Source organism: Silvimonas soli, from assembly GCF_030035605.1.
Taxonomy (GTDB): domain Bacteria; phylum Pseudomonadota; class Gammaproteobacteria; order Burkholderiales; family Chitinibacteraceae; genus Silvimonas; species Silvimonas soli.
In genome coordinates, this window is sequence record NZ_CP106736.1 from 4,155,675 (window position 1) to 4,176,169 (window position 20,495).

General features: G+C 56.4%; 17 protein-coding genes and 1 tRNA gene. 10 read left to right on the forward strand and 8 right to left on the reverse strand.

All coding sequences use genetic code 11. The features are described 5' to 3' along the window. Nucleotides 1–77: 77 nt before the first annotated feature. The 4 genes from N7220_RS19090 to N7220_RS19105 all read right to left on the reverse strand — a co-directional run bounded on the left by N7220_RS19090 (nt 78) and on the right by N7220_RS19105 (nt 3,517). Nucleotides 78–815, reverse strand: coding sequence for a dienelactone hydrolase family protein (locus N7220_RS19090; protein WP_283149123.1), 738 nt, complete (start codon nt 813–815; stop codon nt 78–80). A 162-nt stretch (nt 816–977) separates the two neighbouring features. Further along, nucleotides 978–1,766: a class I SAM-dependent methyltransferase gene (locus N7220_RS19095; protein ID WP_283149124.1), complete on the reverse strand. Its 789-nt coding sequence runs from the start codon at nt 1,764–1,766 to the stop codon at nt 978–980. A gap of 115 nt (nt 1,767–1,881) precedes the next feature. Then, the gene (locus N7220_RS19100; RefSeq protein ID WP_283149125.1) at nt 1,882–2,787 is read right to left on the reverse strand and encodes a LysR family transcriptional regulator; all 906 of its coding nucleotides are present in this window, start codon (nt 2,785–2,787) and stop codon (nt 1,882–1,884) included. A gap of 154 nt (nt 2,788–2,941) precedes the next feature. After that, the gene (locus tag N7220_RS19105) at nt 2,942–3,517 is read right to left on the reverse strand and encodes a YIP1 family protein (RefSeq protein WP_283149126.1); all 576 of its coding nucleotides are present in this window, start codon (nt 3,515–3,517) and stop codon (nt 2,942–2,944) included. A gap of 273 nt (nt 3,518–3,790) precedes the next feature. Between N7220_RS19105 and N7220_RS19110 the strand changes: the two genes are divergently transcribed. The 5 genes from N7220_RS19110 (at nt 3,791) to N7220_RS19130 (ending at nt 11,639) form a co-directional block, all read left to right on the forward strand. Next, on the forward strand, nt 3,791–5,482 hold the full coding sequence (locus N7220_RS19110; protein ID WP_283149127.1) for a glutamine--tRNA ligase/YqeY domain fusion protein: 1,692 nt from the start codon (nt 3,791–3,793) through the stop codon (nt 5,480–5,482). A gap of 51 nt (nt 5,483–5,533) precedes the next feature. Next, nucleotides 5,534–6,010: a hypothetical protein gene (locus N7220_RS19115; RefSeq protein ID WP_283149128.1), complete on the forward strand. Its 477-nt coding sequence runs from the start codon at nt 5,534–5,536 to the stop codon at nt 6,008–6,010. 254 nt (nt 6,011–6,264) lie between these two features. Continuing rightward, nucleotides 6,265–8,001 carry an ABC transporter ATP-binding protein/permease gene (locus tag N7220_RS19120; RefSeq protein WP_283149129.1) on the forward strand — a complete coding sequence of 579 codons (1,737 nt, stop codon included), beginning with the start codon at nt 6,265–6,267 and terminating at the stop codon, nt 7,999–8,001. Nucleotides 8,002–8,069: 68 nt separating this feature from the next. Beyond that, nucleotides 8,070–9,140, forward strand: coding sequence for a uroporphyrinogen decarboxylase (hemE, locus tag N7220_RS19125; RefSeq protein ID WP_283149130.1), 1,071 nt, complete (start codon nt 8,070–8,072; stop codon nt 9,138–9,140). A gap of 312 nt (nt 9,141–9,452) precedes the next feature. Next, nucleotides 9,453–11,639, forward strand: a complete 2,187-nt coding sequence (locus tag N7220_RS19130; RefSeq protein ID WP_283149131.1) for a primosomal protein N' — start codon at nt 9,453–9,455, stop codon at nt 11,637–11,639. A 176-nt stretch (nt 11,640–11,815) separates the two neighbouring features. Here the strand turns inward: N7220_RS19130 and N7220_RS19135 are convergent, their stop codons facing one another. From N7220_RS19135 to gspL, 4 genes are all read right to left on the reverse strand, one after another. Next, nucleotides 11,816–12,154, reverse strand: coding sequence for a P-II family nitrogen regulator (locus tag N7220_RS19135; RefSeq protein ID WP_283149132.1), 339 nt, complete (start codon nt 12,152–12,154; stop codon nt 11,816–11,818). 170 nt (nt 12,155–12,324) lie between these two features. Then, entirely contained in the window at nt 12,325–13,044 is a 720-nt protein-coding gene (gene gspN, locus N7220_RS19140) for a type II secretion system protein N (protein WP_283149133.1), read from the reverse strand. Continuing rightward, nucleotides 13,041–13,520, reverse strand: coding sequence for a type II secretion system protein M (locus N7220_RS19145; protein ID WP_283149134.1), 480 nt, complete (start codon nt 13,518–13,520; stop codon nt 13,041–13,043). Before N7220_RS19145 ends, gspN begins: the two co-directional genes overlap by 4 nt. Beyond that, the gene (gene gspL / locus N7220_RS19150) at nt 13,517–14,575 is read right to left on the reverse strand and encodes a type II secretion system protein GspL (protein ID WP_283149135.1); all 1,059 of its coding nucleotides are present in this window, start codon (nt 14,573–14,575) and stop codon (nt 13,517–13,519) included. Before gspL ends, N7220_RS19145 begins: the two co-directional genes overlap by 4 nt. A gap of 302 nt (nt 14,576–14,877) precedes the next feature. Between gspL and N7220_RS19155 the strand changes: the two genes are divergently transcribed. The 5 genes from N7220_RS19155 to clpX all read left to right on the forward strand — a co-directional run bounded on the left by N7220_RS19155 (nt 14,878) and on the right by clpX (nt 20,468). Further along, nucleotides 14,878–14,962: transfer RNA gene (locus N7220_RS19155), tRNA-Leu, on the forward strand. Nucleotides 14,963–15,391: 429 nt separating this feature from the next. Then, nucleotides 15,392–16,555: an acyltransferase family protein gene (locus N7220_RS19160; RefSeq protein WP_283149136.1), complete on the forward strand. Its 1,164-nt coding sequence runs from the start codon at nt 15,392–15,394 to the stop codon at nt 16,553–16,555. Nucleotides 16,556–17,089: 534 nt separating this feature from the next. After that, nucleotides 17,090–18,403: a trigger factor gene (gene tig, locus N7220_RS19165; protein ID WP_283149137.1), complete on the forward strand. Its 1,314-nt coding sequence runs from the start codon at nt 17,090–17,092 to the stop codon at nt 18,401–18,403. Between the two features lie 67 nt (nt 18,404–18,470). Next, on the forward strand, nt 18,471–19,097 hold the full coding sequence (gene clpP / locus N7220_RS19170) for an ATP-dependent Clp endopeptidase proteolytic subunit ClpP (protein WP_283149138.1): 627 nt from the start codon (nt 18,471–18,473) through the stop codon (nt 19,095–19,097). Between the two features lie 81 nt (nt 19,098–19,178). Then, the gene (gene clpX / locus N7220_RS19175) at nt 19,179–20,468 is read left to right on the forward strand and encodes an ATP-dependent Clp protease ATP-binding subunit ClpX (protein ID WP_283149139.1); all 1,290 of its coding nucleotides are present in this window, start codon (nt 19,179–19,181) and stop codon (nt 20,466–20,468) included. Nucleotides 20,469–20,495: the final 27 nt, after the last annotated feature.

Sequence of the window (20,495 nt, forward strand, 5' to 3'; positions counted from 1 at the left end):
AAATGAAATATTCCAACCCAATGCATAGAGGGCAACTATCAAGACCGCCCTCTATGCATTTGCGTAACTATGAATGTTTAGCGCAGGGTGCGGCTGAACAGGTCAAACGCCAGCTGATAACCCAGCGACGACAGTTGCGGATCAAAACGGTCGCCCTCATCGCGCATAAAGGCGTGCTGGCCGTTCAGTTCATGCCAGGTAAAGCTGAGCTTGGCATCAGTGAGCTTTTGGTAAACCTGCGCGCGTCCTTGCGGTGGAATATGCGGATCTTGCTTGCCCCAGATCATCAGCATTTCGCCGGTGATATCACCGATGCGTTCCAGCGTGTGCTGGCCAGGTTGATTCGGAATGGTGTTGGTATGCAGGTCAGTGGCATAGAAACATGCGGTGCCTTTTACTTCTGGCTGCAACGCGGCACGAAACGCCAGATGGCCGCCAATGCAGAAACCCATCGCACCCAGATGCCCGTTGAACCAGTCTTGCTGGCCCAGATAGTCGATCATGGCGCGGTTATCTGCGTCATAACTCTCAACTGGCTTGGCTTCTTTATCTGCGTTGCCTTTGTCTTTGCCCGCATCGTCATAGCCCAGCACCGTGCCAATCGGATTGAGTTCGTGGAACACCTCCGGCACCAGCACAGCGTAGCCATGACCGGCCAGAAAACGCGCGGCGCGGGCGATCGGTGCGGTTTGCTGAAAAATCTCTGAATAAAACAGAATGGCCGGAAAAGCGCCCGCTGCATTCGGGCGATGCACATAAGTGCGCATGGTGCCGGTGGGCGTGGGCAGATCGACGATATGGTTCTGGATCAGCATGGTTTGCTCCGCGTGGGCCTGGTCGCGCCGATGGGCACGAGTGGAAAAGATTCAGACGGATTATTCCACGATTGGGCGCACATTGTGATGACACCCGAACCCGTTTTCGTACACCTCGCCGGGCCAGGCCGATGAGGTGTACGAACCGCCGCGGATTAGCGCTTAAGCGTGGCTGGCGTGGCGCAATGACACCTGCAAGCGCACCATGCGGACATTGATGTCACCCGGGTTGGCCGCCAGATAAGCGTCAACCACCGATTCGATGTAATCCGCTTGTGCGGCTTCTGGCACTGGTTCAATAAACGGCAACCAGGCAGTGCGCAGCCAGCCGTTGAATGCAGCACGATCCGCATACGGCATGATCTTTGGGATCAACTGCGCATCGACCACCGTCAACCCGGCTTCTTGTGCCCAGCGCTGATAATCCTCGACCCGATGAAAGCCATAGGGAAAGCGGAATTCGGCAAAATGGGCGGCCCACTCGGGGCGGCTGCGCACAGTATCGAATGCAGCAATAATGCCAGCACCGTTGCCGTGCCCACCCAACTGCAACAGCGCATGGCCATGTGGCAACAGCGCATTGGCAATGCCACGCAAGACGCTGGCATGGTCACCCGGCACCCAATGAATCGCCGCGTTGGAGAAAATCACCGAAAAGCGTGCTGGGTAGGGCAAAGCTGCCGCGTCGGCCACTTCAAAACTGAGATTAGGCAGTGGCGCGCTCATATGCTCGCGTTGGGCGTGGGCGATCATCTCTGGCGAAAAATCGGTACCGAGCACGCTGCCCTGCGGCACCAGCGAGGCGATTACCGCGGTATGACGGCCATCACCACAGCCAATATCCAGCACGGTGTCGTCGTGTTTCAGGTCGAGTTGCGCAATCAGCTCTTTGGCCCAGCGTTCCTGGCCGGTCGAATTCTGGGCATAGTCTTGTGGATTCCAGCGTGCCATGTTTTGTTGCTCCCTGTTGGTAAGGGCTCTAGCTTGCAGTAATCAGCCATCTTGCAGAACTGAAGTCTGGCGACGATGGCATCGCAAACGGAGATGGCTGTGCCAATCAAGCCACTCAATATTGTTGCTGCAGATGCTCGAACAATTTTTGCGTAGCGGGCGAGGGTGGTTCGTTGTCGCGGGTGCACAGGCATAACTGCCGCTGCGCCCACGTATCGGTCAGCGTTAGCCCATGCAAACCCAGCGACGCTACATAGGGCGTCGTCGCCGCTCGCGGCACCACGCCAACGCCCAAACCTGCCGCGACCATGGCGCAGACCGCGTCAAAGCTGGTGACTTGCACTAGCGGGCGCAAATCGTGACCAGCCTCGGCGGCTTCGCGGGTTAGCCGCGCATGCAAGGTGCTGGTGGCATGCAGTCCCACCAGCGGCCACGCCAGCGCCTGTGCAAAGGAGATATGGGTTTGTGTTGCGAGCGGGTGATCTGGCGGGACGACCAATTGCAGCTCATCCTGCCGAAAGGGCGTCAGTGTTAGCCCCGGCAGGTGTGGCAATTCGCTGACGATGCCTAAATCCGCCACGCCATCCAGCACGGCTTGGGCGACCACACTGCTGACTTGCTCCTGCAACTGCACGCGTATGCCCGGATACACGTGCCGAAACGCCACCAGTGCGCCCGGTAGAAACTCAACAATTGCCGAAATATTGGCAAACAGCCGCACATGCCCTGAAACACCATCGGCGTAGTCGCGCATTTCGCCTTCAAGCTGCCGCGCTTGTTCCAGCAACCCCTGTGCCCGGCCCCGCAACGCTTGGCCGGCGGGAGTGAGCCGCACACCACGGCTGTGGCGTTCAATCAATGCCGTCGCAAAGTGGGTCTCAAGGTCAGAGATCCGTTTGCTGACAGCAGAAGCCACCATATGGCTGCGTTCTGCCGTCGCGGCGATGCTGCCGGTTTCGGCGACGCTGACAAACAGTTCCAGGTCTTTCCAGTCAAAACGGATTGGCGCGGCTGAGGGCATGTGAAGCCTGAGAGGGGAGACTTGTTGCGGATTATCGCTCAGGCATAAAAGGGGCGGGCCACAAGATGGAATCGCTGCAGAACCGGCACCAATAGCAACAGCCCGGATTGCTGTGTAAATCCGGGCTGCAGATCACCATCGGTTAACTGGCAAATCAATGAATAATAATCACCGGCAACGCGGCGATCACGCCCAACACAGCCCAGGCACCCGCGCCAATCCACATCACCAGCCAGGTCATATCACGCGTATCTTCGTCGCGATCATGCGACAGCATTGCCGGAACGCCGTGATACAGCAGCAAGCAGGCGATACCCAAGCCGAGCAAACCGCACAGCATGTTGAACGCCACCACCGGCACAAACAAGGTCAGTGAAGATAACCAAAGTGGTACCGCCGCCAGTGTGGCCAGCAGGTAACTGTTGTCTTTATCGGCTTTGCCTGCCACCTGGCGCGACAACACGTTAATCACCCACGCCATACCGCGTACCGACAAGAGTTCTGCCACGAAGAACAGCAGTGCGGTACTGAGCCAGTACTGCATGGGCGCATTCGGCGCGTAGAAGCTGCCATGGGCCATTCCGGCGTAAGTAATCATCAATACCGGCAGAATGGATAAGGGCAGGACCAGCTTGAAGAAGATGCCGCGCGCGGTGGGATGTTTAACCCGCAATTCGTCCCAGCCACGGTGATCCGAAACCAGCATGTGCGAATAGCTAGAGATTTTCATCGTAACCTCCTGAGCCTGTTGGATCGCGCATGAAGTGTGTTGGTATGCGCACTGTATTGGACTGCCGTAACGTCAGAAATATCTACCGCGTGGCTGACTATCCGATGAAGTGCAGCCGGTGATTTGACGCCCAGCCTGGTGAACCGGATTGCGGGATGTACAGTGCGCTCGGCGGCGCTGTCAGTGCTTTTGTACGCCGCGCTGGCATTTGGCCGTCCAGATGGCCGGTTTCAGCTACAATCGTCGTTTTCGATATTTACTAATTGCACCGTCATGAGCAACGAAGCCCCAGCACCGGTTATCAGCAATTTCATCCGTCATATCATCGAAGGCGATCTGGCCTCCGGCAAGCGCAGCGGTGTGGTTACCCGCTTTCCGCCTGAGCCCAATGGTTATCTGCACGTCGGTCATGCCAAATCCATCTGCCTGAATTTTGGCGTGGCACAGGATTACCAGGGCGTTTGCCATCTGCGTATGGACGACACCAATCCGGAGAAAGAAGAAGACGAATACATTGCCGCGATCCAGGAAGACGTGCGCTGGCTGGGTTACGAATGGGATGGCGAGGTTCGTTACGCATCCAACTACTTCGACCAGCTTTATGCGTTTGCTGAAGAACTGATTGGCGCTGGCAAAGCGTATGTTGATGATCTGACGCCGGAAGAAATGCGCCAGTATCGCGGCAATCTGAGCGAACCCGGCAAAGATAGCCCGTACCGCACGCGCACGCCGGAAGAAAACCTGGCGTTGTTCCAGCAAATGCGTGACGGCGCGTTTGCCGATGGCAGCAAGACGCTGCGCCTGAAAATCGACATGAGCTCGGGCAACATCAATCTGCGCGATCCGGTGATCTACCGCATCCGCCGTGCCACGCACCATCAGACTGGTGACAAGTGGTGCATCTACCCGATGTACGACTACACCCATTGCATTTCTGATGCGCTGGAAGGCATTACGCACTCACTGTGTACGCTGGAGTTTGAAGACCATCGCCCGCTGTACGACTGGGTGCTGGACAACATCACCATTCCGACCCACCCGCAACAGATCGAATTCTCGCGGCTGGAGTTGTTGAGCGTGGTGACCTCCAAGCGCAAGCTCAAGCAACTGGTCGACGAAAAACTGGTAAGCGGTTGGGATGACCCACGTATGCCAACCGTGACTGGCATGCGCCGTCGTGGTTACAGCCCGGAAGGCGTGCGCTTGTTTGCGCAACGCGCCGGTGTTTCCAAAACACCAAACGTGGTCGACTTTACTTCGCTTGAAGGCGCGGTGCGCGAAACGCTGGAAGAAACCAGCCCGCGCGTGATTGCCGTCCTTGATCCGATCAAGGTGACGCTGACCAACTTCGAAGAAGGCGTGACCGGCAGCCGTAGCGCACCGTTCCATCCGCATCACGAAGAATGGGGCGAGCGCGAGATTCCGCTGTCGCGTGAAATCTTCATCGAGCGTGAAGACTTTGCCGAAGTGCCACCGCCCAAGTGGCAACGCCTGACGTTGGGCGCCGAAGTTCGCCTGCGTTATTCGTATGTGATCAAGTGTGATGAAGTCATCAAGGACGCTGCTGGCAACGTGGTTGAGCTCAAATGCTCGCTCGATACCGAAACGCTGGGGCAGAACCCGGTTGGCCGCAAGGTGAAGGGCGTGATCCACTGGATTTCCGCCGCACATGCCATTGAAGCAGAAGTGCGCATGTACGACCGCCTGTTTACCGAGTCGCGCCCAGATGCCGTGCGTGGTGCCGATGGCGAATATGTGGATTTCAAACAGTTCATTAACCCGAATTCACTGAAAGTGGTGACGGGCTATATTGAGCCGATAGTGAAAGACGCAGCGCCAGAAACGCGTTACCAGTTTGAACGTTTGGGTTACTTCGTCACCGATCGCAGAGATCATGTCGCAGGCGGCAAGCCGGTGTTTAACCGCACCGTCACCCTGCGCGATACCTGGGCGGCGAAAGAGTAATCAATAAAACCGATGAAATCGGTCAATAACAAATAAAGCTGAAAACAGAAGATGCTGAAACGAACCCTGCTTGCATTGGCGCTGGCGGCAACGGCATGGGCGGCGCATGCCGCTGATGATGCCGCAGCCAGTACCGTTACGGTTGAAGCGGGCGCTGCAGCGGATGACGCACCCGATGCGCCACCCGCTGCAGCGCAACTGCCGCCACCCTCGCACCCGATTTTTCGCGGACGCGTGGGTGAAGCGCCGATGCAAGTGGCTTTCAGTTTTCTGGGCGACCACGCTTCCGATGAAGTCGGACAAATCGACTATCAAAAGTTGAGTGTGAATCAGATCGCAACCAGCAAAGATCGCCAGCAAGTGAATGTCGATGTAACCATGCTCGGTGCCCTGGAAAGTGCCCGTGCGGCTCAGCGTTTTCAGCTGAAAATGCTTTATGCAGATAAAACATGGTTCATTACCGCCGCCCGACAAGACTGGAAGTGCCACGCAAGTGGTAGCGGCTGGACACAGCGTCCCTGCAAATAACACGACCAACCTGGCTAGATGCGCGTGAGCGGCGTCATCGCAGTTAGCGTGGCGCGTTACTGTGGCAGCACTCCATACAGTGCATTAATTCGAAAGTAGAAAGCATGCAAGAACCCGGTGTGTGACGCAGGCCGCTTGCCGCAGCCACGCCGGGTATTCGGTTCGGTGGGCCGGTCCACCGATTGCGTTGAAGGTCGTTGTCATTTTCACAGCCTGCATTATCCGATGCGGCTTTCTGTGAATAGGGGCGCTGAATGGCTGAAGATCACGCAACGCTGCACGTTTCTGCATCAAAAAACACCCGCCATTTGCTCGCTAATTTCTGGCGTTTATGTCGCCCGTTCTGGGTGGACCGCGCGCACTGGTGGCAGGCTTGGGGCTTGCTGGCGCTGGTGTTGTCGCTAACTGGCGGCAATATTTATCTCAATAAGTGGTTCAACGCCTGGCAGGGTGATCTGTACAACGCGCTGCAGACTCTGGACTTTGGTGCTTTCAAAAAGCTGATCCTGGAATTTTGCTGGATTTCCGGCCTTACCATCGTGGCGGGGGTCTACAGCACTTATTTCCAGCAAATGCTGCAGATCATCTGGCGGCGCTGGCTCACGCGCTCGTTGCTCAACCAATGGCTGACTGAGCAAAACTACTATCGACTGCAACTGACTGACCATAAAACCGACAACCCGGACCAACGGATCGCCGAGGATGTGGATGAATTCGTTAGCCGCTCGCTGGGTCTCTTTCTAAGTACTCTGAGTGATATTGGTACCTTGGTTACATTTTCGGCTTTGCTGTGGCAGTTATCTGGGCCGTTGCGCACGATATTGGGCGGCCATCAATTAGTCATTCCCGGTTATATGTTCTGGATAGCGCTTGTTTACGCGGTGATTGGCACGGTTATTACGTTCTGGATTGGATTGCCTCTGGTAAGACTTAATTTTTTCCAGCAACGCTATGAGGCTGATTTTCGTTATGGCCTGATTCGTTTGCGTGAAAATGCGGATGCAGTCGCTCTGTATAAAGGGGAAACGCAGGAAAGCACCATCTTGCAGCAACGTTTTGGCAACGTGATGAGCAACTTCTGGTTGTTGATGAAAAAACGCAAAGCTTTGGGTTTCTACGTCAGCTCTTACACGCAGTTGTCCATACTTTTCCCAATGGTGGTGATGGCGCCCCGCGTGTTTGCCAAACAAGTTACTTTAGGTGTGTACATCCAGATTGCCGATGCTTTCGGCCAGGTGCAGGGGGCGTTATCCAGCTTTATTAACAACTTCACCGAATGGGCGCGCTGGAAGTCGGTGGTCGATCGTTTATCCACATTTCAGTCCGGGCTCGACCAGGTTGCGGTCATGCCCAGATTGCAGCCGGAATACGCGGGTCAATCCATGCAGGTTGACTTGCAATCCGTCACCAAACCCGATGGCGAGGTCCTGCTGCAGGACGTTAGCTGGTCATTGCAAAGTGGCGACAGATTGATGATCCAGGGGCGCTCCGGTTGTGGCAAATCGACGTTGATTCGCGCGCTGGCGGGTATCTGGCCGTACGCCCATGGCAAGCTGGCTTACCCGGAACAAGGCAGTACATTGTTTCTCTCGCAAAGACCCTATTTGCCGCTTGGCACCCTGCGCGAGGCTATGTATTATCCATGCCCCCCACGTCATGACGATGCCGCACTGGCGCAGTTGCTGGAACTGGCCAATTTGCAGCATCTACAGCCCCAGCTGGATAAACGCGATATGTGGTCGCATATCCTGAGCATCGGTGAGCAACAACGGGTGGCTTTGTTGCGGGCGTTGTTGAACCCGCCCGGCGTGTTGCTGATGGATGAAGCGACCTCGGCGCTGGATTCCGAAACCGAAGCCACCTTGTTTGCCGCGCTGCTGGCGCGCTTGCCCGGCTGCATCATGGTGAGCGTGGCGCATGGCGATGAACTGCGGCCGTATCACAACAAGGTGTTATCCTGCACGGCGCCGGGCAACTGGCAGATGACATGACGGCGCAGGGTTTGCGCATGAACCAACATTTTGACCGGTCTCTCTGAGATCTGAAGACAGGCGAGAACATGGCAACATCACAGCTCAAGAACGACGTTTTCCTGCGTGCCCTGGCGCGTGAACCGGTGCCCTACACACCCGTATGGCTGATGCGTCAGGCCGGTCGGTACTTGCCGGAATACCGCGCCACGCGGGCCAAAGCGGGTTCGTTTCTTGATCTGTGCAAGTCTAAAGAATATGCCACCGAAGTCACCCTGCAGCCGCTGGATCGCTTCGAGCTGGACGCTGCCATTTTGTTTTCGGACATCCTCACCGTACCGGACGCCATGGGTCTGGGCTTGTACTTTGCTGAGGGCGAAGGCCCCAAGTTTGCGCGCCCATTGCGTGACGAAACCGCCATCCGCAAGCTGGCCGTGCCCGATGTTGGCACCGAACTGCAATACGTATTCGATGCTGTGAGTTCCATCCGCACCGCACTGGACGGCCGGGTGCCGCTGATTGGTTTCTCCGGCAGCCCGTTTACCCTGGCCTGTTACATGATCGAAGGCGGTGGCTCGGACAATTACGCCACGGTCAAAACCATGCTGTACGACCGCCCGGATTTGTTGCACCACATCCTGGACGTTAACGCCCGCACGGTGATTGACTACCTGAACGCGCAGGTCGAAGCTGGTGCACAAGCACTGATGATTTTTGATACCTGGGGTGGTTCACTCGCCGCTGGTAAATATCAGGAGTTCTCGCTGGCGTATATGCAGCGCGTGGTGAACGGCCTGACCCGTCAGGCCGATGGGCGTAAGGTGCCGGTGATCCTGTTTACCAAGGGCGGCGGCTTGTGGCTGGAAGAAATGGCTGGCACTGGCTGCGATGCTTTGGGTCTGGACTGGACTGTAGACTTGGGCGCTGCGCGTCAGCGCGTTGGCAGTCAGGTTGCTCTGCAAGGTAACTTTGATCCGGTGGCACTGATGGCGCAACCCGCTGCCATTGAAGCCGAAGTGGCGCGGTTGCTTGCATCATGGGGTAATGGAACTGGCCATATCTTTAATCTGGGTCACGGCATTGGTCAGTTTACTCCCCCGGATAATGTAAAGGTTCTCGTTGAAAGCGTGCATAAGCTTTCAAGACCCTATCATTCCTGATTTTTCCAAGTCATTGTGAATCAATCATTTAGCGCGCAATGTTCAAGCGCGCCTGGCGTATGGTGATTTACTTATTCACACTGAAAATTTGCCACAAAACAGCTTTGTCAAGCCCTCGTCACAAAGAGATGTCAAAACAATACATATAATTTAAGTTATTGATTTATAACGAAATTATATTTTGGTTTAAAAAATAGGCAATCCAGCCTACATCTTGTTGTAACGCGGGTTTCACGCAGTTTCCTGCAAGTTCTTCACAAAGTTATCCACAGAAGCTGTGGGTAGTTTTTCGTGGCATATTTTGGTGCCTGAATGCCTGAACTTTACTTACAAATTGCCCTGGATGTGCCTCTCCAGCGAACATTTGATTATCGCTGGTCAGGGACGGCGCCCCAGCGCGGGGCGCGGGTGATTGTTCCGTTCGGGCGACAGTTGCTGGCCGGTGTAGTACTGCAGGTGAGCGAGCAATATGATGGCTCGGCTGGCTTCACGGTAGAGCAACTCAAATCGGTGCAGGTGATTCCAGCGGATATGCCGCCGCTGCCTGCCGCCATCCTCGATTTATGCCGTTTCTGTTCTGATTACTATGCGTGGCCGATTGGTCAGGTAGTCGCCGCAGCGCTGCCAGGCGCGTTTCGCCAGACCCAGCTTTGGGCCGGTGCAAGGGACATGGCCTTTTTCGCTGCGGTCGATCACGCCGGTTTGTTGGCGCAGATTCCCGACCGCGCACGCAAGCAGAAAGAACTGGCGACCTTGCTTGCGCTTCCGCGCAGCCTTGATGAGATTCGCGCCGTGTCGGCCAGTGCTGCTGGTTGGTTGAAAGCCTGGCAAGAATCCGGTTGGGTTAACGAGGTTGAGCCCGAGCTCGCCCCAGCTCGCGTACCGGTAACGCAGAATTTGCCGACACTCACCGACGAGCAACAAGCCGCGCTGGAAAAACTCAAGGTTGCGACCGGCTACGCGCCATTTCTGCTCTATGGCGTGACTGGCAGCGGCAAAACCGAAATATATCTGCGCGAGATCGAAGCCCGGCTGGCGCAAGGCGGGCAGGTGCTGGTGCTGATTCCGGAAATCAACCTCACCCCGCAGCTGGAATCGCGTTTTCGCGCCCGCTTTCCGCACGAACATCTGGTGTCATTGCATAGTGGCCTGGCCGATGGTGAACGCACCCGTAACTGGCTGCTGGCGGCGCAAGGGCGGGCCCGGATTGTCCTTGGTACCCGGCTGGCGGTGTTCACGCCGATGCCTGAGCTGGCACTGATTGTGGTCGATGAAGAGCATGATCTGTCATACCGCCAGCAAGAGGGTTTTCGCTATTCCGCGCGCGATGTGGCCGTGTACCGTGCGCGTCAGGCCAATGTGCCGATCATTCTGGGGAGCGCCACGCCGAGCATTGAAAGCTGGCGCAATATGCGTGAGAAGCGCTACCAGTTGTTGTCGCTCACGCGGCGCGCCATTGCCGCAGCCACCGCGCCGCAGATCCACTTGCTGCCCACCCAGCAGTTGCGGTTGTTTGATGGCCTGGCGCAACCGGCAATCAATGCGATTCGCGATACCTTGAATGCCGGTGGTCAGGTGCTGGTGTTCATCAACCGGCGTGGTTATGCGCCGGTATTGGCGTGCCATGAATGCGGCTGGATAGCCAGTTGCAAACGGTGTACCGCGCGGCTGGTGCTGCATCGGGAAGATCGCCGTCTGCGCTGTCACCACTGTGGCTGGGAAAGTCCCCCGCCGGTGCATTGTCCGGATTGCGGTAACGCCGATTTGCAGCCGCTCGGCTTTGGCACCCAGCGGCTGGAAGAATCGCTCGCTCAGTTGTTTCCCGAGGCGCCGCCGTTGCGCATTGATCGCGACAATACCCGGCGCAAAGGCAGTCTGGATGCCATGCTCAAGCAAATCCATGACGGGCAAGCGCGCTTGCTGATTGGCACGCAAATGATGGCCAAAGGTCATGACTTTGCCAATCTGCAACTGGTGGTCGTGTTGAATGCCGATGGCGGTTTGTTCTCGCTGGATTTTCGTGCGCAGGAACGGCTGTTTGCGTTGCTACTGCAAGTAGCGGGTCGCGCCGGGCGGGCAGGGCAGCCGGGCAAGGTGCTAATCCAGACGCGTTATCACGACGATCCGTTTTACCCGATGTTGATTGCCGGGGATTACGCCGTGTTTGCTGATCGCACCATGCAGGAACGCAAAGCCAATGGTTTGCCGCCCTTTGCCGCCTGGGCAATGCTGCGCGCTGAAGCCAAAACGCTGGAGCGCGCGGTGGATTTTCTCAAACAGATTCGTGAACGCTGGCGCGATTTTCCAGGGCTGCATCTGGCCGCCCCCGTGCCCGCGCTGATGGTACGCAAGGCGGGCTGGGAGCGGGCGCAAGTGCTCATCTCCGCGCAACGTCGCCCGGCCATGCAGGCTGCATTGCGCGAGATGCTGGAGCAACTTGGCGTGGAAAAACACCCCGGCGTGCGCTGGGCGCTGGATGTTGATCCGGTGGATGTTTGAGGCTTAGATTTAGCCAGGCCCGCTGTGCAAAATAAGCTGCTGGTTCGGCAGGCTTGATACGCCGCGGTGTTCTGCCTCTGATCAAAGAAGTCAGCAGGTGGCTACGTTTAATGAGCCCATAAAAAAACCGCCAGGACGCAGGCGGTTTTTTTATGGGCTAAACACGCTCGCTACTGTCAGATGGCGTCTTCGTTGCTCTCGCCGGTACGAATGCGGATTGCCTGCTCGACATTGAATACAAAAATCTTGCCGTCGCCAATTTTGCCGGTACGCGCGGCGTTCTGGATCGCTTCAAGGGCGGCATCAAGTTTGTCGTCAGCCAGAACGACGTCCAGTTTGATTTTCGGCAAAAAATCAACAACATACTCGGCGCCACGGTACAGTTCGGTATGACCCTTTTGACGGCCAAAGCCTTTTACTTCGGTCACGGTCAGCCCGGAAATGCCCAGATCGGAAAGCGCTTCACGAACATCGTCAAGCTTGAACGGTTTGATAATGGCTTCGATTTTTTTCATTGGTTTTCCTGGTGGGCTGCGTATGGCCCGGTTGGTTGCTTGATCGAACGGCTAGCCGTTAACGGTTTGTGCTGGAGTCAACTGCCAGTTTAGCAGCGCAGTTTACGAAAGTGCGCTGCTTTGTCTGGTTTACGTCTGGGCCGAAGCTCCCAATACTGCCAGATGGTGCTTTATTGGCCGCCAAGCTGAACGGTATGGCCTGGCCCCATGCGGTCAAGCAGGCTGGAGAACAATGCTTCTTTGCCCTTGGTCGGGGTAAAGCTCAATTGCCCTTTGGGACCATCGTTGGTGATCTGGCCACTGCCGTTAATAGCCAACAACCCGCCTTGCGGAGTGATTTGCCAGGTTGGTGCGCCACTGCCTTGCACCACATTGATCAGATAATTGCCAAATGGATTGGCTTGCGGCGTCACCATGGACGTGGCATCGGTCAGTTGCATGCTCAATTGATCAAACTTGCCTGCGGCAATTTGTTGTGCCCGGACTTGCAGGCTGCCACCCAACTGAAATGGCGCCAGCATCTTGACCTGGGCAAACAACGGGCTGGCTGGTATGTTCAGGGCGACCTGCTCCAGTCGCCAACCGGTCATGCCCAATACGGCGCGCGCCTGGCCGGGTGTTTCGCCGTCACGAGTATCCAGTTGCCAGGCAAGTTGGGCGTGCAACAAGGCAGATGGTTGCCAGTGCCAGCGTACATCTTGCAGCAATAACTGATCGCCCAGGCCTAACTGACCAATGCGGCCTTCCCACAAATTGCCCGTTACGTCACCGGTTTTGACCGGGGCGGGGATAGCGCTGGCGAACAGAACCATCGGCAAGCGCACCAGCGCAAACAACACAAACAGTGCAATGCCAAACCAGAGAAGAGGGTGTTTCAGGTGTTGTTTCATCGCTGGACAACCGCAGTAAAGTGCACAACGCCATCGTTCTGGGCACCATTGGCATCAAAAGTCACAACATGGCTGCCGGTTTCGCGCGGCAAAGCACCGACCAGTTCGAGCACTTGGGCGAAGTCGGCCTGCGGCGCATCGATCCTGATCTTGTTGTCCGGTTGCGCTTGCAGATCGGCCTTGATGCCATGCTGTTGCAGGCTGGCGGTGACTGCTGCGCGCAGGTCATCGGTACGCACCACGTTGCTGCCACCCTTAAGTAGCTGCAGTCCGCGTTGCATTTGCGCCAGATCGGCCTGGAGTTGCGGTACGCGTTTGTTCAATTGCGCGCGCTGGGTCACCAATGGTTGCCAGATGCCGGCGTAGACGACCGCGATCAGCACAATGGCGCCGCCAACCGCCAGAATATTGCGCTCACGAGCATTACGCGCTTGCCAGAAACCTTGCGCACGGGCGGTCAGTTGATTCAGCTTCATTTCTGGCCTCCTTGAACGCGCAATACAGTGGTGCCTACCGCGCCAGGCTGTTGATCAACCTTAAAGCCAGCACCAGCCAGTTTTTGTTGCAGGGCAGGGGCTTCGGCGGTGGCGAGTTCCATTTGCAGCTGGCCGTTTTCAAATTGCAAGCGGCGCAGATGAGTTCCGGTGGCGATGCCATCGATACGCTGTAACAAGCCGGTAAAGTCAGCGCCACTTGCCGTCCCGCTACCTTGTCCGGCGCCGGCGGCTTGTAGCTGGCTTTGCAATTGCAGGATCGGATCAACAATCGGGGTGCCCGGGAAGGCTGCGGCAAAAGTCTGACGCAGTTCGCGTTGCAGCGCGGTTGCCTGTTGGCGCAACTGCCACCAATCCCACAGGCTGCCTACGGTTAGCACCACAAATAGTGCGATCAAAATACCGACAGTACGCTTGAGTTTGCGTGTGTCAAACGGCAGGGAAAGCTTGGGGGTGAGATCGCCTTGCAGCAGATTGATAGCCCCGCTACGGATAGGGTCGCCATAAATATCAGACCAGGCCAGATCGTGAACTGGTTGGTCTTCCAGCCATTGGCTGGCAACGGCGGCTGAATCAAACCAGGTGCTTTGGTCGCCTTTGACCAGCAGCACGCCATCATCCAGTTGCACGCGCTGCCACTCGTCCAGTGGTTGCACCAGATCAACCAGCGGCCACGCGTTGCGCAAGCTCAGCCCTTGACTAGCCAATACGGCAACCCAGCGCTGCAACCAGGCCTTGTCACAGGCGATGACCCGGGTTTTACCGTCCGCTGCGCTACCAAGCGCAAAGTGACGTTGCTGGCCACCCGCCAGCAGCCGGTCGTCCAGCGCATGCGGCACTAGTGCACGCAAACGTTGGCTGGACTGGCGCGGCAGTTCGAGCAAATGCAAGGAATAATGGGTTGGTAGCACCACGGCTTCTACCGCAGTTGCCGCAGGTAATTGGCCTGCGATGTCTTCGCCATGCCGCAATTTGCCACTGGCATCTATCCCACACCAGCGGATGACGGTATCGGGGGCGGGATTGCCGGCAAGCACGAGTCGAAGCAAGACAAAGGAATAATGTGCAGAAATGCTCACAAATGCGGTCACTTGTACGGGGCGGTTCAGATATCCACGCAGGCTGCGGGACAGGCTCAGGTGTGCTTTTTACCTGACTTGGACGGCGGGAAGTATGACATAAAGCGTAACTGCTCACGAAACACGCCAGACTCTGTTTGTTTTTCGTACAACATTTCCTTTATAATCGCCCTCCAACCTGAGTTGCCGGCTTTGTGTGATAGTTGCAATGCCCGGCGTTGGCCCTCGTTTTGCGGGCTATCAGGTTGCATGTATTGAATGCGAGCGTGGCGGAATTGGTAGACGCACTGGATTTAGGTTCCAGCGCTGTAAGGCGTGAGAGTTCGAGTCTCTCCGCTCGCACCACAATACACAAACACGGTTTTGCAATTTAGCCCGTCAAGCCCCGTCATCGTTGGCTTTGCGGGCTTTTTTGTTGCGCGCGTTTAACCATCCGATCCTGTTTGGGGTCATACCTCGGCCCCGTTATCCCCCCGATTTTTTGCCCGCTCGTTCCAGTCCTTCCTGGCCGGTAACCGATATGTAGCGCTGCTACGTCATCGAATTGCTGCTATACAGCAATGGCCGAGCCAACAAAGTCCTGCGCCAGGCTGACCCATGTTCTGGTTGTGTTGTAATTGAATGCGGTGGCAGGAGAGGGCTCGATGCTCAAGTCGATACATCTGGCGCAGCCGCTCTTTGCATTGCGGCGCACCAGACGATGGCCTTGGCAGGTATGACCGACCGCTGAATCCGATGCGAGGTGGCCCAGTGCTGCAAACTGCTGAACCCATAATGCCGCGCTTGCGCTTGCCTGAGATTAACGGGCTGCGCGGCGTCGCCATTCTGGCCATTATCTGGCATCACCTGACCATTGCACTGAAGGTCAAGGCGCCGGTGATCTTCCAGCTTTCGACAGCGCCCTTGGTTTTTAACGGGTGGACCGGCGTTAATCTCTTTTTCATTTTGTCGGGTTTTGTCCTTTATTTGCCCTATGCCGCGCAGAAACGGCAAATGCAAAGCAGGGCCGATGCGCTGGTGTTCTACAAACATCGTTTTTTTCGCCTGATGCCGCTTTATTATCTGGTCAGCATTGCCACATTGGTCCTCAGTGGCACCTTGGCTGCGCCTGACGGCGGCGTGTTGCGCCAGGCGCTGACCATCGCCACGTTTACCTTCATGTTCTCTTCCCATACCTTTGTGCCGTCATCCAACTGGGCGCTTTGGTCGATTGGTACAGAAGTGCTGTTTAGTCTGGTATTTCCCCTGTTGTTATGGATAACGGCGAGGGTGGGGCTCAAGTCGGTGCTGGTCGGTGCGCTGGTGTTGTCGCTGCTCGTGCGGGTGTTATGTCTGATTCATGGGCGGCACGACGGACCAGACTGGGTTGCGGATGGCTTGCTGCTAGGGCGCCTGGATGAGTTCGTGATCGGCATGATGCTGGCCCAGGCGCATGTCCATAACCGGTGCTGGCGATTGCCGAGCGCGGTGTTTGTGGGTCTGGGTGCGCTGCTGATTGGCATCGCTTTTTACGGCTTTAATCGCTGCATTATTGAGCTCACTGCACCGGCTGAATTGCTGGCGGTATTAAGTAACGTGCTTGATCTGGGCCTGGTGCTATTGCTGCTGGCCGCGCTGGACGAGCGGTTCGTATTGGCGCAAATGTTGCGTTCGCGTGTGCTGCAGGTTCTGGGGATGGCCTGCTACAGCATCTATCTATGGCATCTGCCAGTCATGAACGCCTATGGCATTTTCAAAGGAAATACCGATCCTGCGTTTATAGCGGCGTTTGGATTGACGGTATTGTTCCTGGCCGCAATGACTTATCGCTATATCGAATTCAGGTCTGTTGCCGACTGGCGGCAGTTATTCCTGGCTGGGCCGTTTGCTCCGGCTAAACGCCCTCATTCTGCTGAGCTTGCCAACGTGGCGTCGGCCAACTCTCGCCACGCTTCCTGAGGGAGCCAAATCCTGGCGTGTAGGCGGGGGCCAAGGCTGGTCTGGTCCAACTTTTAGGGTTCACGATCTGGATGCAAATCCGTGGCAAATCGGTGTATCTGAATGGCCCCGGTAACTGAGTGGCAAGTCGAATCCTCCCCGCCAGCGCAGCACCTGCCTGCCAACAAGACCCGCACCCTGGTGCATGTCAGCCAGCCCAGTGGCAAAATACACACACCATCCTGACACTTTGCACCGCGCCGGTGTTGGCGAACCTTGCCCGGATCAGCTATCCTAATGGGCTCGTTTGAGAGCAGGTGTCGTGTTTGCTGCGTATGCCGGTAGGCGTGTCTGGCCTTGGTGACGCTATCGTGAGCCACTTTACGGTGTTCTTGATTGTGTCCACAGAGCCGATGCAAATGCTTGCAGCACACGGTTCCCGAGTCTTTGCGCTCGCACCACCTTTTTGTAATAAGGTCCGGATTGACCGGGCTGGCCTGGCCCAAGCAGTGCTTGTTGGCCTGAACTGAATCAATGTGAAGGATGGATCAACACATGCAAGCACAACTGGAAACCTTGGGCGCGCTTGAACGCCGCCTCAGCTTCTCCGTACCGCGCGATCAAATCAATGCGCAAGTTAGCGCTCGTCTGAAAAACGTCGCAAAAACGGCTCGTATTGACGGTTTCCGTCCTGGCAAAGCGCCGATGAGCATCGTTTCGCAACAATATGGCTTCCGCGTCCAAGAAGAAGTCATGGGCGAAACCGTTGAGCGCTCGTTCGGCCAAGCCGTTCAAGAACAAAAGCTGAGCGTTGCCGGCTACCCGCGTTTCGAACCGAAGCAAGGCGCTTCGGGCGAGGGCGACTTTGAATTTGTGGCCACTTTTGAAGTTTATCCGGAAGTGACGCTGGGTGATCTGAACGGCGTCGAAATCGAAAAGCCGGTACTGAATGTATCCGACGCTGAAATCGACAAGACCCTGGATATCCTGCGTCGCCAGCGTACCCGTTACGAGCGCGTTGAACGTGCTGCTGCTGACGAAGACCGCGTTATTATCGACTTCAAGGGCACCATTGATGGTGAGCCGTTTGAAGGTGGTTCTTCTGACAATTATGCATTCCTGCTGGGCAAGGGCCAGATGTTGCCTGAGTTCGAAGCCGGTATTCGCGGCATGAAAGAAGATGAAACCAAAAGCGTGGAAGTAAGCTTCCCGGCTGACTATCATGGCAAGGACGTGGCTGGTAAAACCGCCGTGTTCGCGATCACCCTGAAGAACGTAGCTCAATCGCTGCTGCCGGAAGTGAACGCAGAATTCGCCAAGAGCCTGGGCATTGAAGACGGCGACATCGCCAAGATGCGCGCTGAAGTCAAAGCCAACCTCGAGCGCGAAGTGCGTTTCCGTCTGAAAGCCCGTGCCAAGGAAAGCGTGATGACCGCGCTGATCGAGGCTACACCGGTTGAATTGCCCAAGTCCCTGGTCGGCCTGGAGATCGGTCGTTTGGCAGAATCCGCGCAGGCGGACTTGAAACAACGCGGTATCGATCCCAAGTTGGTTCCGTTCTCCCCGCAAATGTTCGAAGCGCAAGCACAGCGCCGCGTGCACCTGGGCCTGGTCCTGGCTGAACTGGTCAAGGCTAACGGTCTTGAAGCCAAGCCGGAACAAGTCAAGGCAATCATCGAAGATCTGGCACAAAACTACGAAGATCCGCAGGATGTCGTAGGCTGGTACTACGAGCAACGTGATCGTCTGGCTGGCCCGGAATCCATGGCGTTGGAAGACAACGTCGTTGAATTCGTGCAATCGAAGGGCAAGACCGTTGAAAAGTCGGTGACTTTCGAAGAACTGATGGGCCAACAGCAACAAGCTTGATCGGCCCGGATCCCCGGTTTTGGGTATCCGGCCAGGACGGCGGATACCCAAACTGAAGAGGAAAACCATGCAACGACCGGAATTTGAACCCCAAGGCCTCGGATATATTCCGATGGTTGTCGAGCAGAGCGGCCGCGGCGAGCGTTCTTACGACATCTATTCGCGCCTGCTGAAAGAGCGCATCGTTTTTCTGGTCGGTCCGGTGAATGATCAAACCGCCAACCTGGTTGTCGCTCAGTTGTTGTTCCTTGAATCGGAAAATCCGGACAAGGACATCTCTCTGTATATCAATTCTCCAGGTGGCTCGGTAACGGCTGGTCTGGCGATTTATGACACCATGCAGTTCATCAAGCCGGCCGTATCGACGTTGTGCGTTGGTCTGGCTGCAAGTATGGGTGCATTCCTGCTGACCGCAGGCGAGAAGGGCAAGCGTTATGCGCTGCCAAACTCGCGGGTGATGATCCACCAGCCGCTGATTGGTGGTCTGGCTGGGCAAGCATCCGACATTGAAATTCATGCCCGTGAGTTGCTCAAGACCAAGCGCACGCTGAATGAGCGTTTGGCCTTTCACACTGGCCAAAGCATCGAAACCATTGAGCGCGATACTGACCGCGACAACTTCATGAGTGCGGAAGAATCCAAAGCTTATGGTTTGGTCGACGAAGTAATGGTTAAACGCGCAGGCACCGCCTGATCGACTTTCGTGATCTGACCGCCAGACTTTGACGCTGGCGGTTTTCTTTTTTCTCGCTCTGCTCTGTAGAGAGGGGGGGATATGACTGACAAGCCTAAAGACAAATCCAAGGAAAAGCTGCTCTATTGCTCGTTTTGCGGCAAGAGTCAGCATGAAGTGACCAAGCTCATCGCTGGTCCACAGGTGTTTATCTGCAATGAGTGTATTGAACTCTGCAATGACATCCTGACGGAAGAAGGTACGGCGCAGATCGGTACCGCGGTAGAGCCGCAAACCCCGACTGGCAAGCGTTTGCCACTGCCGACTGAAATCCGTGAGACGCTGGATCAGTATGTGATCGGGCAGGAGCGCGCCAAGAAAATCCTGGCTGTAGCCGTGTACAACCACTACAAGCGCTTGTCCACCAAGGGTGACAAGAGCGGCGAAGTCGAGTTGTCGAAGTCCAACATTCTGTTGATCGGGCCGACTGGCTCGGGCAAGACGCTGCTGGCGCAAACCATGGCCAAGAAGCTGGACGTGCCGTTTGTGATTGCCGATGCGACCACGCTGACTGAGGCTGGCTACGTTGGTGAAGATGTTGAACACATCATCGCCAAGCTGCTGCAGCAATGCGACTACGACATCGAGAAGGCCCAGCGCGGCATCGTTTACATCGATGAGATCGACAAGATCGCCCGTAAAAGCGAGAACCCGTCGATTACCCGCGATGTTTCGGGTGAAGGCGTTCAACAAGCGTTGCTGAAGCTGATCGAAGGTACGGTAGCTTCGGTGCCGCCGCACGGTGGCCGCAAGCATCCGAATCACGAGATGCCACAGGTTGATACCACCAACATTCTGTTTATTGTTGGCGGTGCGTTTGAAGGTCTGGCCAAGATTATCCGCAACCGTTCGGAAAAGGGCGGGATCGGCTTTGGCGCAGAGGTGGCCAGCAAGGACGACACCTCAGGCATCGGCAAGTTGTTGCATGAAGTCGAACCTGATGACCTGATCCGCTTTGGTCTGATTCCAGAGTTCGTCGGGCGTGTACCGGTAACGGCAACGCTGGACGAACTGGATGAAGCCGCGCTGATCAACATCCTGACCGAACCCAAGAACGCGCTGGTGAAGCAGTATCAGCGTCTGTTCGAAATGGAAGACGTCAAGCTGGAGATCACGCAAGACGGTCTGGAAGCGATCGCCCGCAAGGCCATGGAGCGCAAGACCGGTGCGCGTGGTTTGCGCTCGATTCTGGAATCCTCTTTGCTCGATACCATGTACGAACTGCCAGCGCTGGAAGGCGTGGCAAAAGTGGTGGTGGATGAGTCGGTGATCCTGGAGGGCGCGCTGCCGCAACACGTTCCCGTGGAGCCCGCAGAGCCCGCCGCAGCCTGATTTGTTGTTTCTGCCGGAAATCAGTGC

Coding starts and splice junctions, on each gene's coding strand:
- N7220_RS19100 (WP_283149125.1), bottom strand. CDS start 2,787: ATGCCCTCAGCCGCGCCAATCCGTTTTGACTGGAAAGACCTGGAACTG.
- hemE (WP_283149130.1), top strand. CDS start 8,070: ATGGCAACATCACAGCTCAAGAACGACGTTTTCCTGCGTGCCCTGGCG.
- tig (WP_283149137.1), top strand. CDS start 17,090: ATGCAAGCACAACTGGAAACCTTGGGCGCGCTTGAACGCCGCCTCAGC.
- N7220_RS19135 (WP_283149132.1), bottom strand. CDS start 12,154: ATGAAAAAAATCGAAGCCATTATCAAACCGTTCAAGCTTGACGATGTT.
- N7220_RS19110 (WP_283149127.1), top strand. CDS start 3,791: ATGAGCAACGAAGCCCCAGCACCGGTTATCAGCAATTTCATCCGTCAT.
- N7220_RS19145 (WP_283149134.1), bottom strand. CDS start 13,520: ATGAAGCTGAATCAACTGACCGCCCGTGCGCAAGGTTTCTGGCAAGCG.
- clpX (WP_283149139.1), top strand. CDS start 19,179: ATGACTGACAAGCCTAAAGACAAATCCAAGGAAAAGCTGCTCTATTGC.
- N7220_RS19115 (WP_283149128.1), top strand. CDS start 5,534: ATGCTGAAACGAACCCTGCTTGCATTGGCGCTGGCGGCAACGGCATGG.
- N7220_RS19095 (WP_283149124.1), bottom strand. CDS start 1,766: ATGGCACGCTGGAATCCACAAGACTATGCCCAGAATTCGACCGGCCAG.
- N7220_RS19130 (WP_283149131.1), top strand. CDS start 9,453: ATGCCTGAACTTTACTTACAAATTGCCCTGGATGTGCCTCTCCAGCGA.
- clpP (WP_283149138.1), top strand. CDS start 18,471: ATGCAACGACCGGAATTTGAACCCCAAGGCCTCGGATATATTCCGATG.
- N7220_RS19105 (WP_283149126.1), bottom strand. CDS start 3,517: ATGAAAATCTCTAGCTATTCGCACATGCTGGTTTCGGATCACCGTGGC.
- N7220_RS19120 (WP_283149129.1), top strand. CDS start 6,265: ATGGCTGAAGATCACGCAACGCTGCACGTTTCTGCATCAAAAAACACC.
- N7220_RS19090 (WP_283149123.1), bottom strand. CDS start 815: ATGCTGATCCAGAACCATATCGTCGATCTGCCCACGCCCACCGGCACC.
- N7220_RS19160 (WP_283149136.1), top strand. CDS start 15,392: ATGCCGCGCTTGCGCTTGCCTGAGATTAACGGGCTGCGCGGCGTCGCC.
- gspN (WP_283149133.1), bottom strand. CDS start 13,044: ATGAAACAACACCTGAAACACCCTCTTCTCTGGTTTGGCATTGCACTG.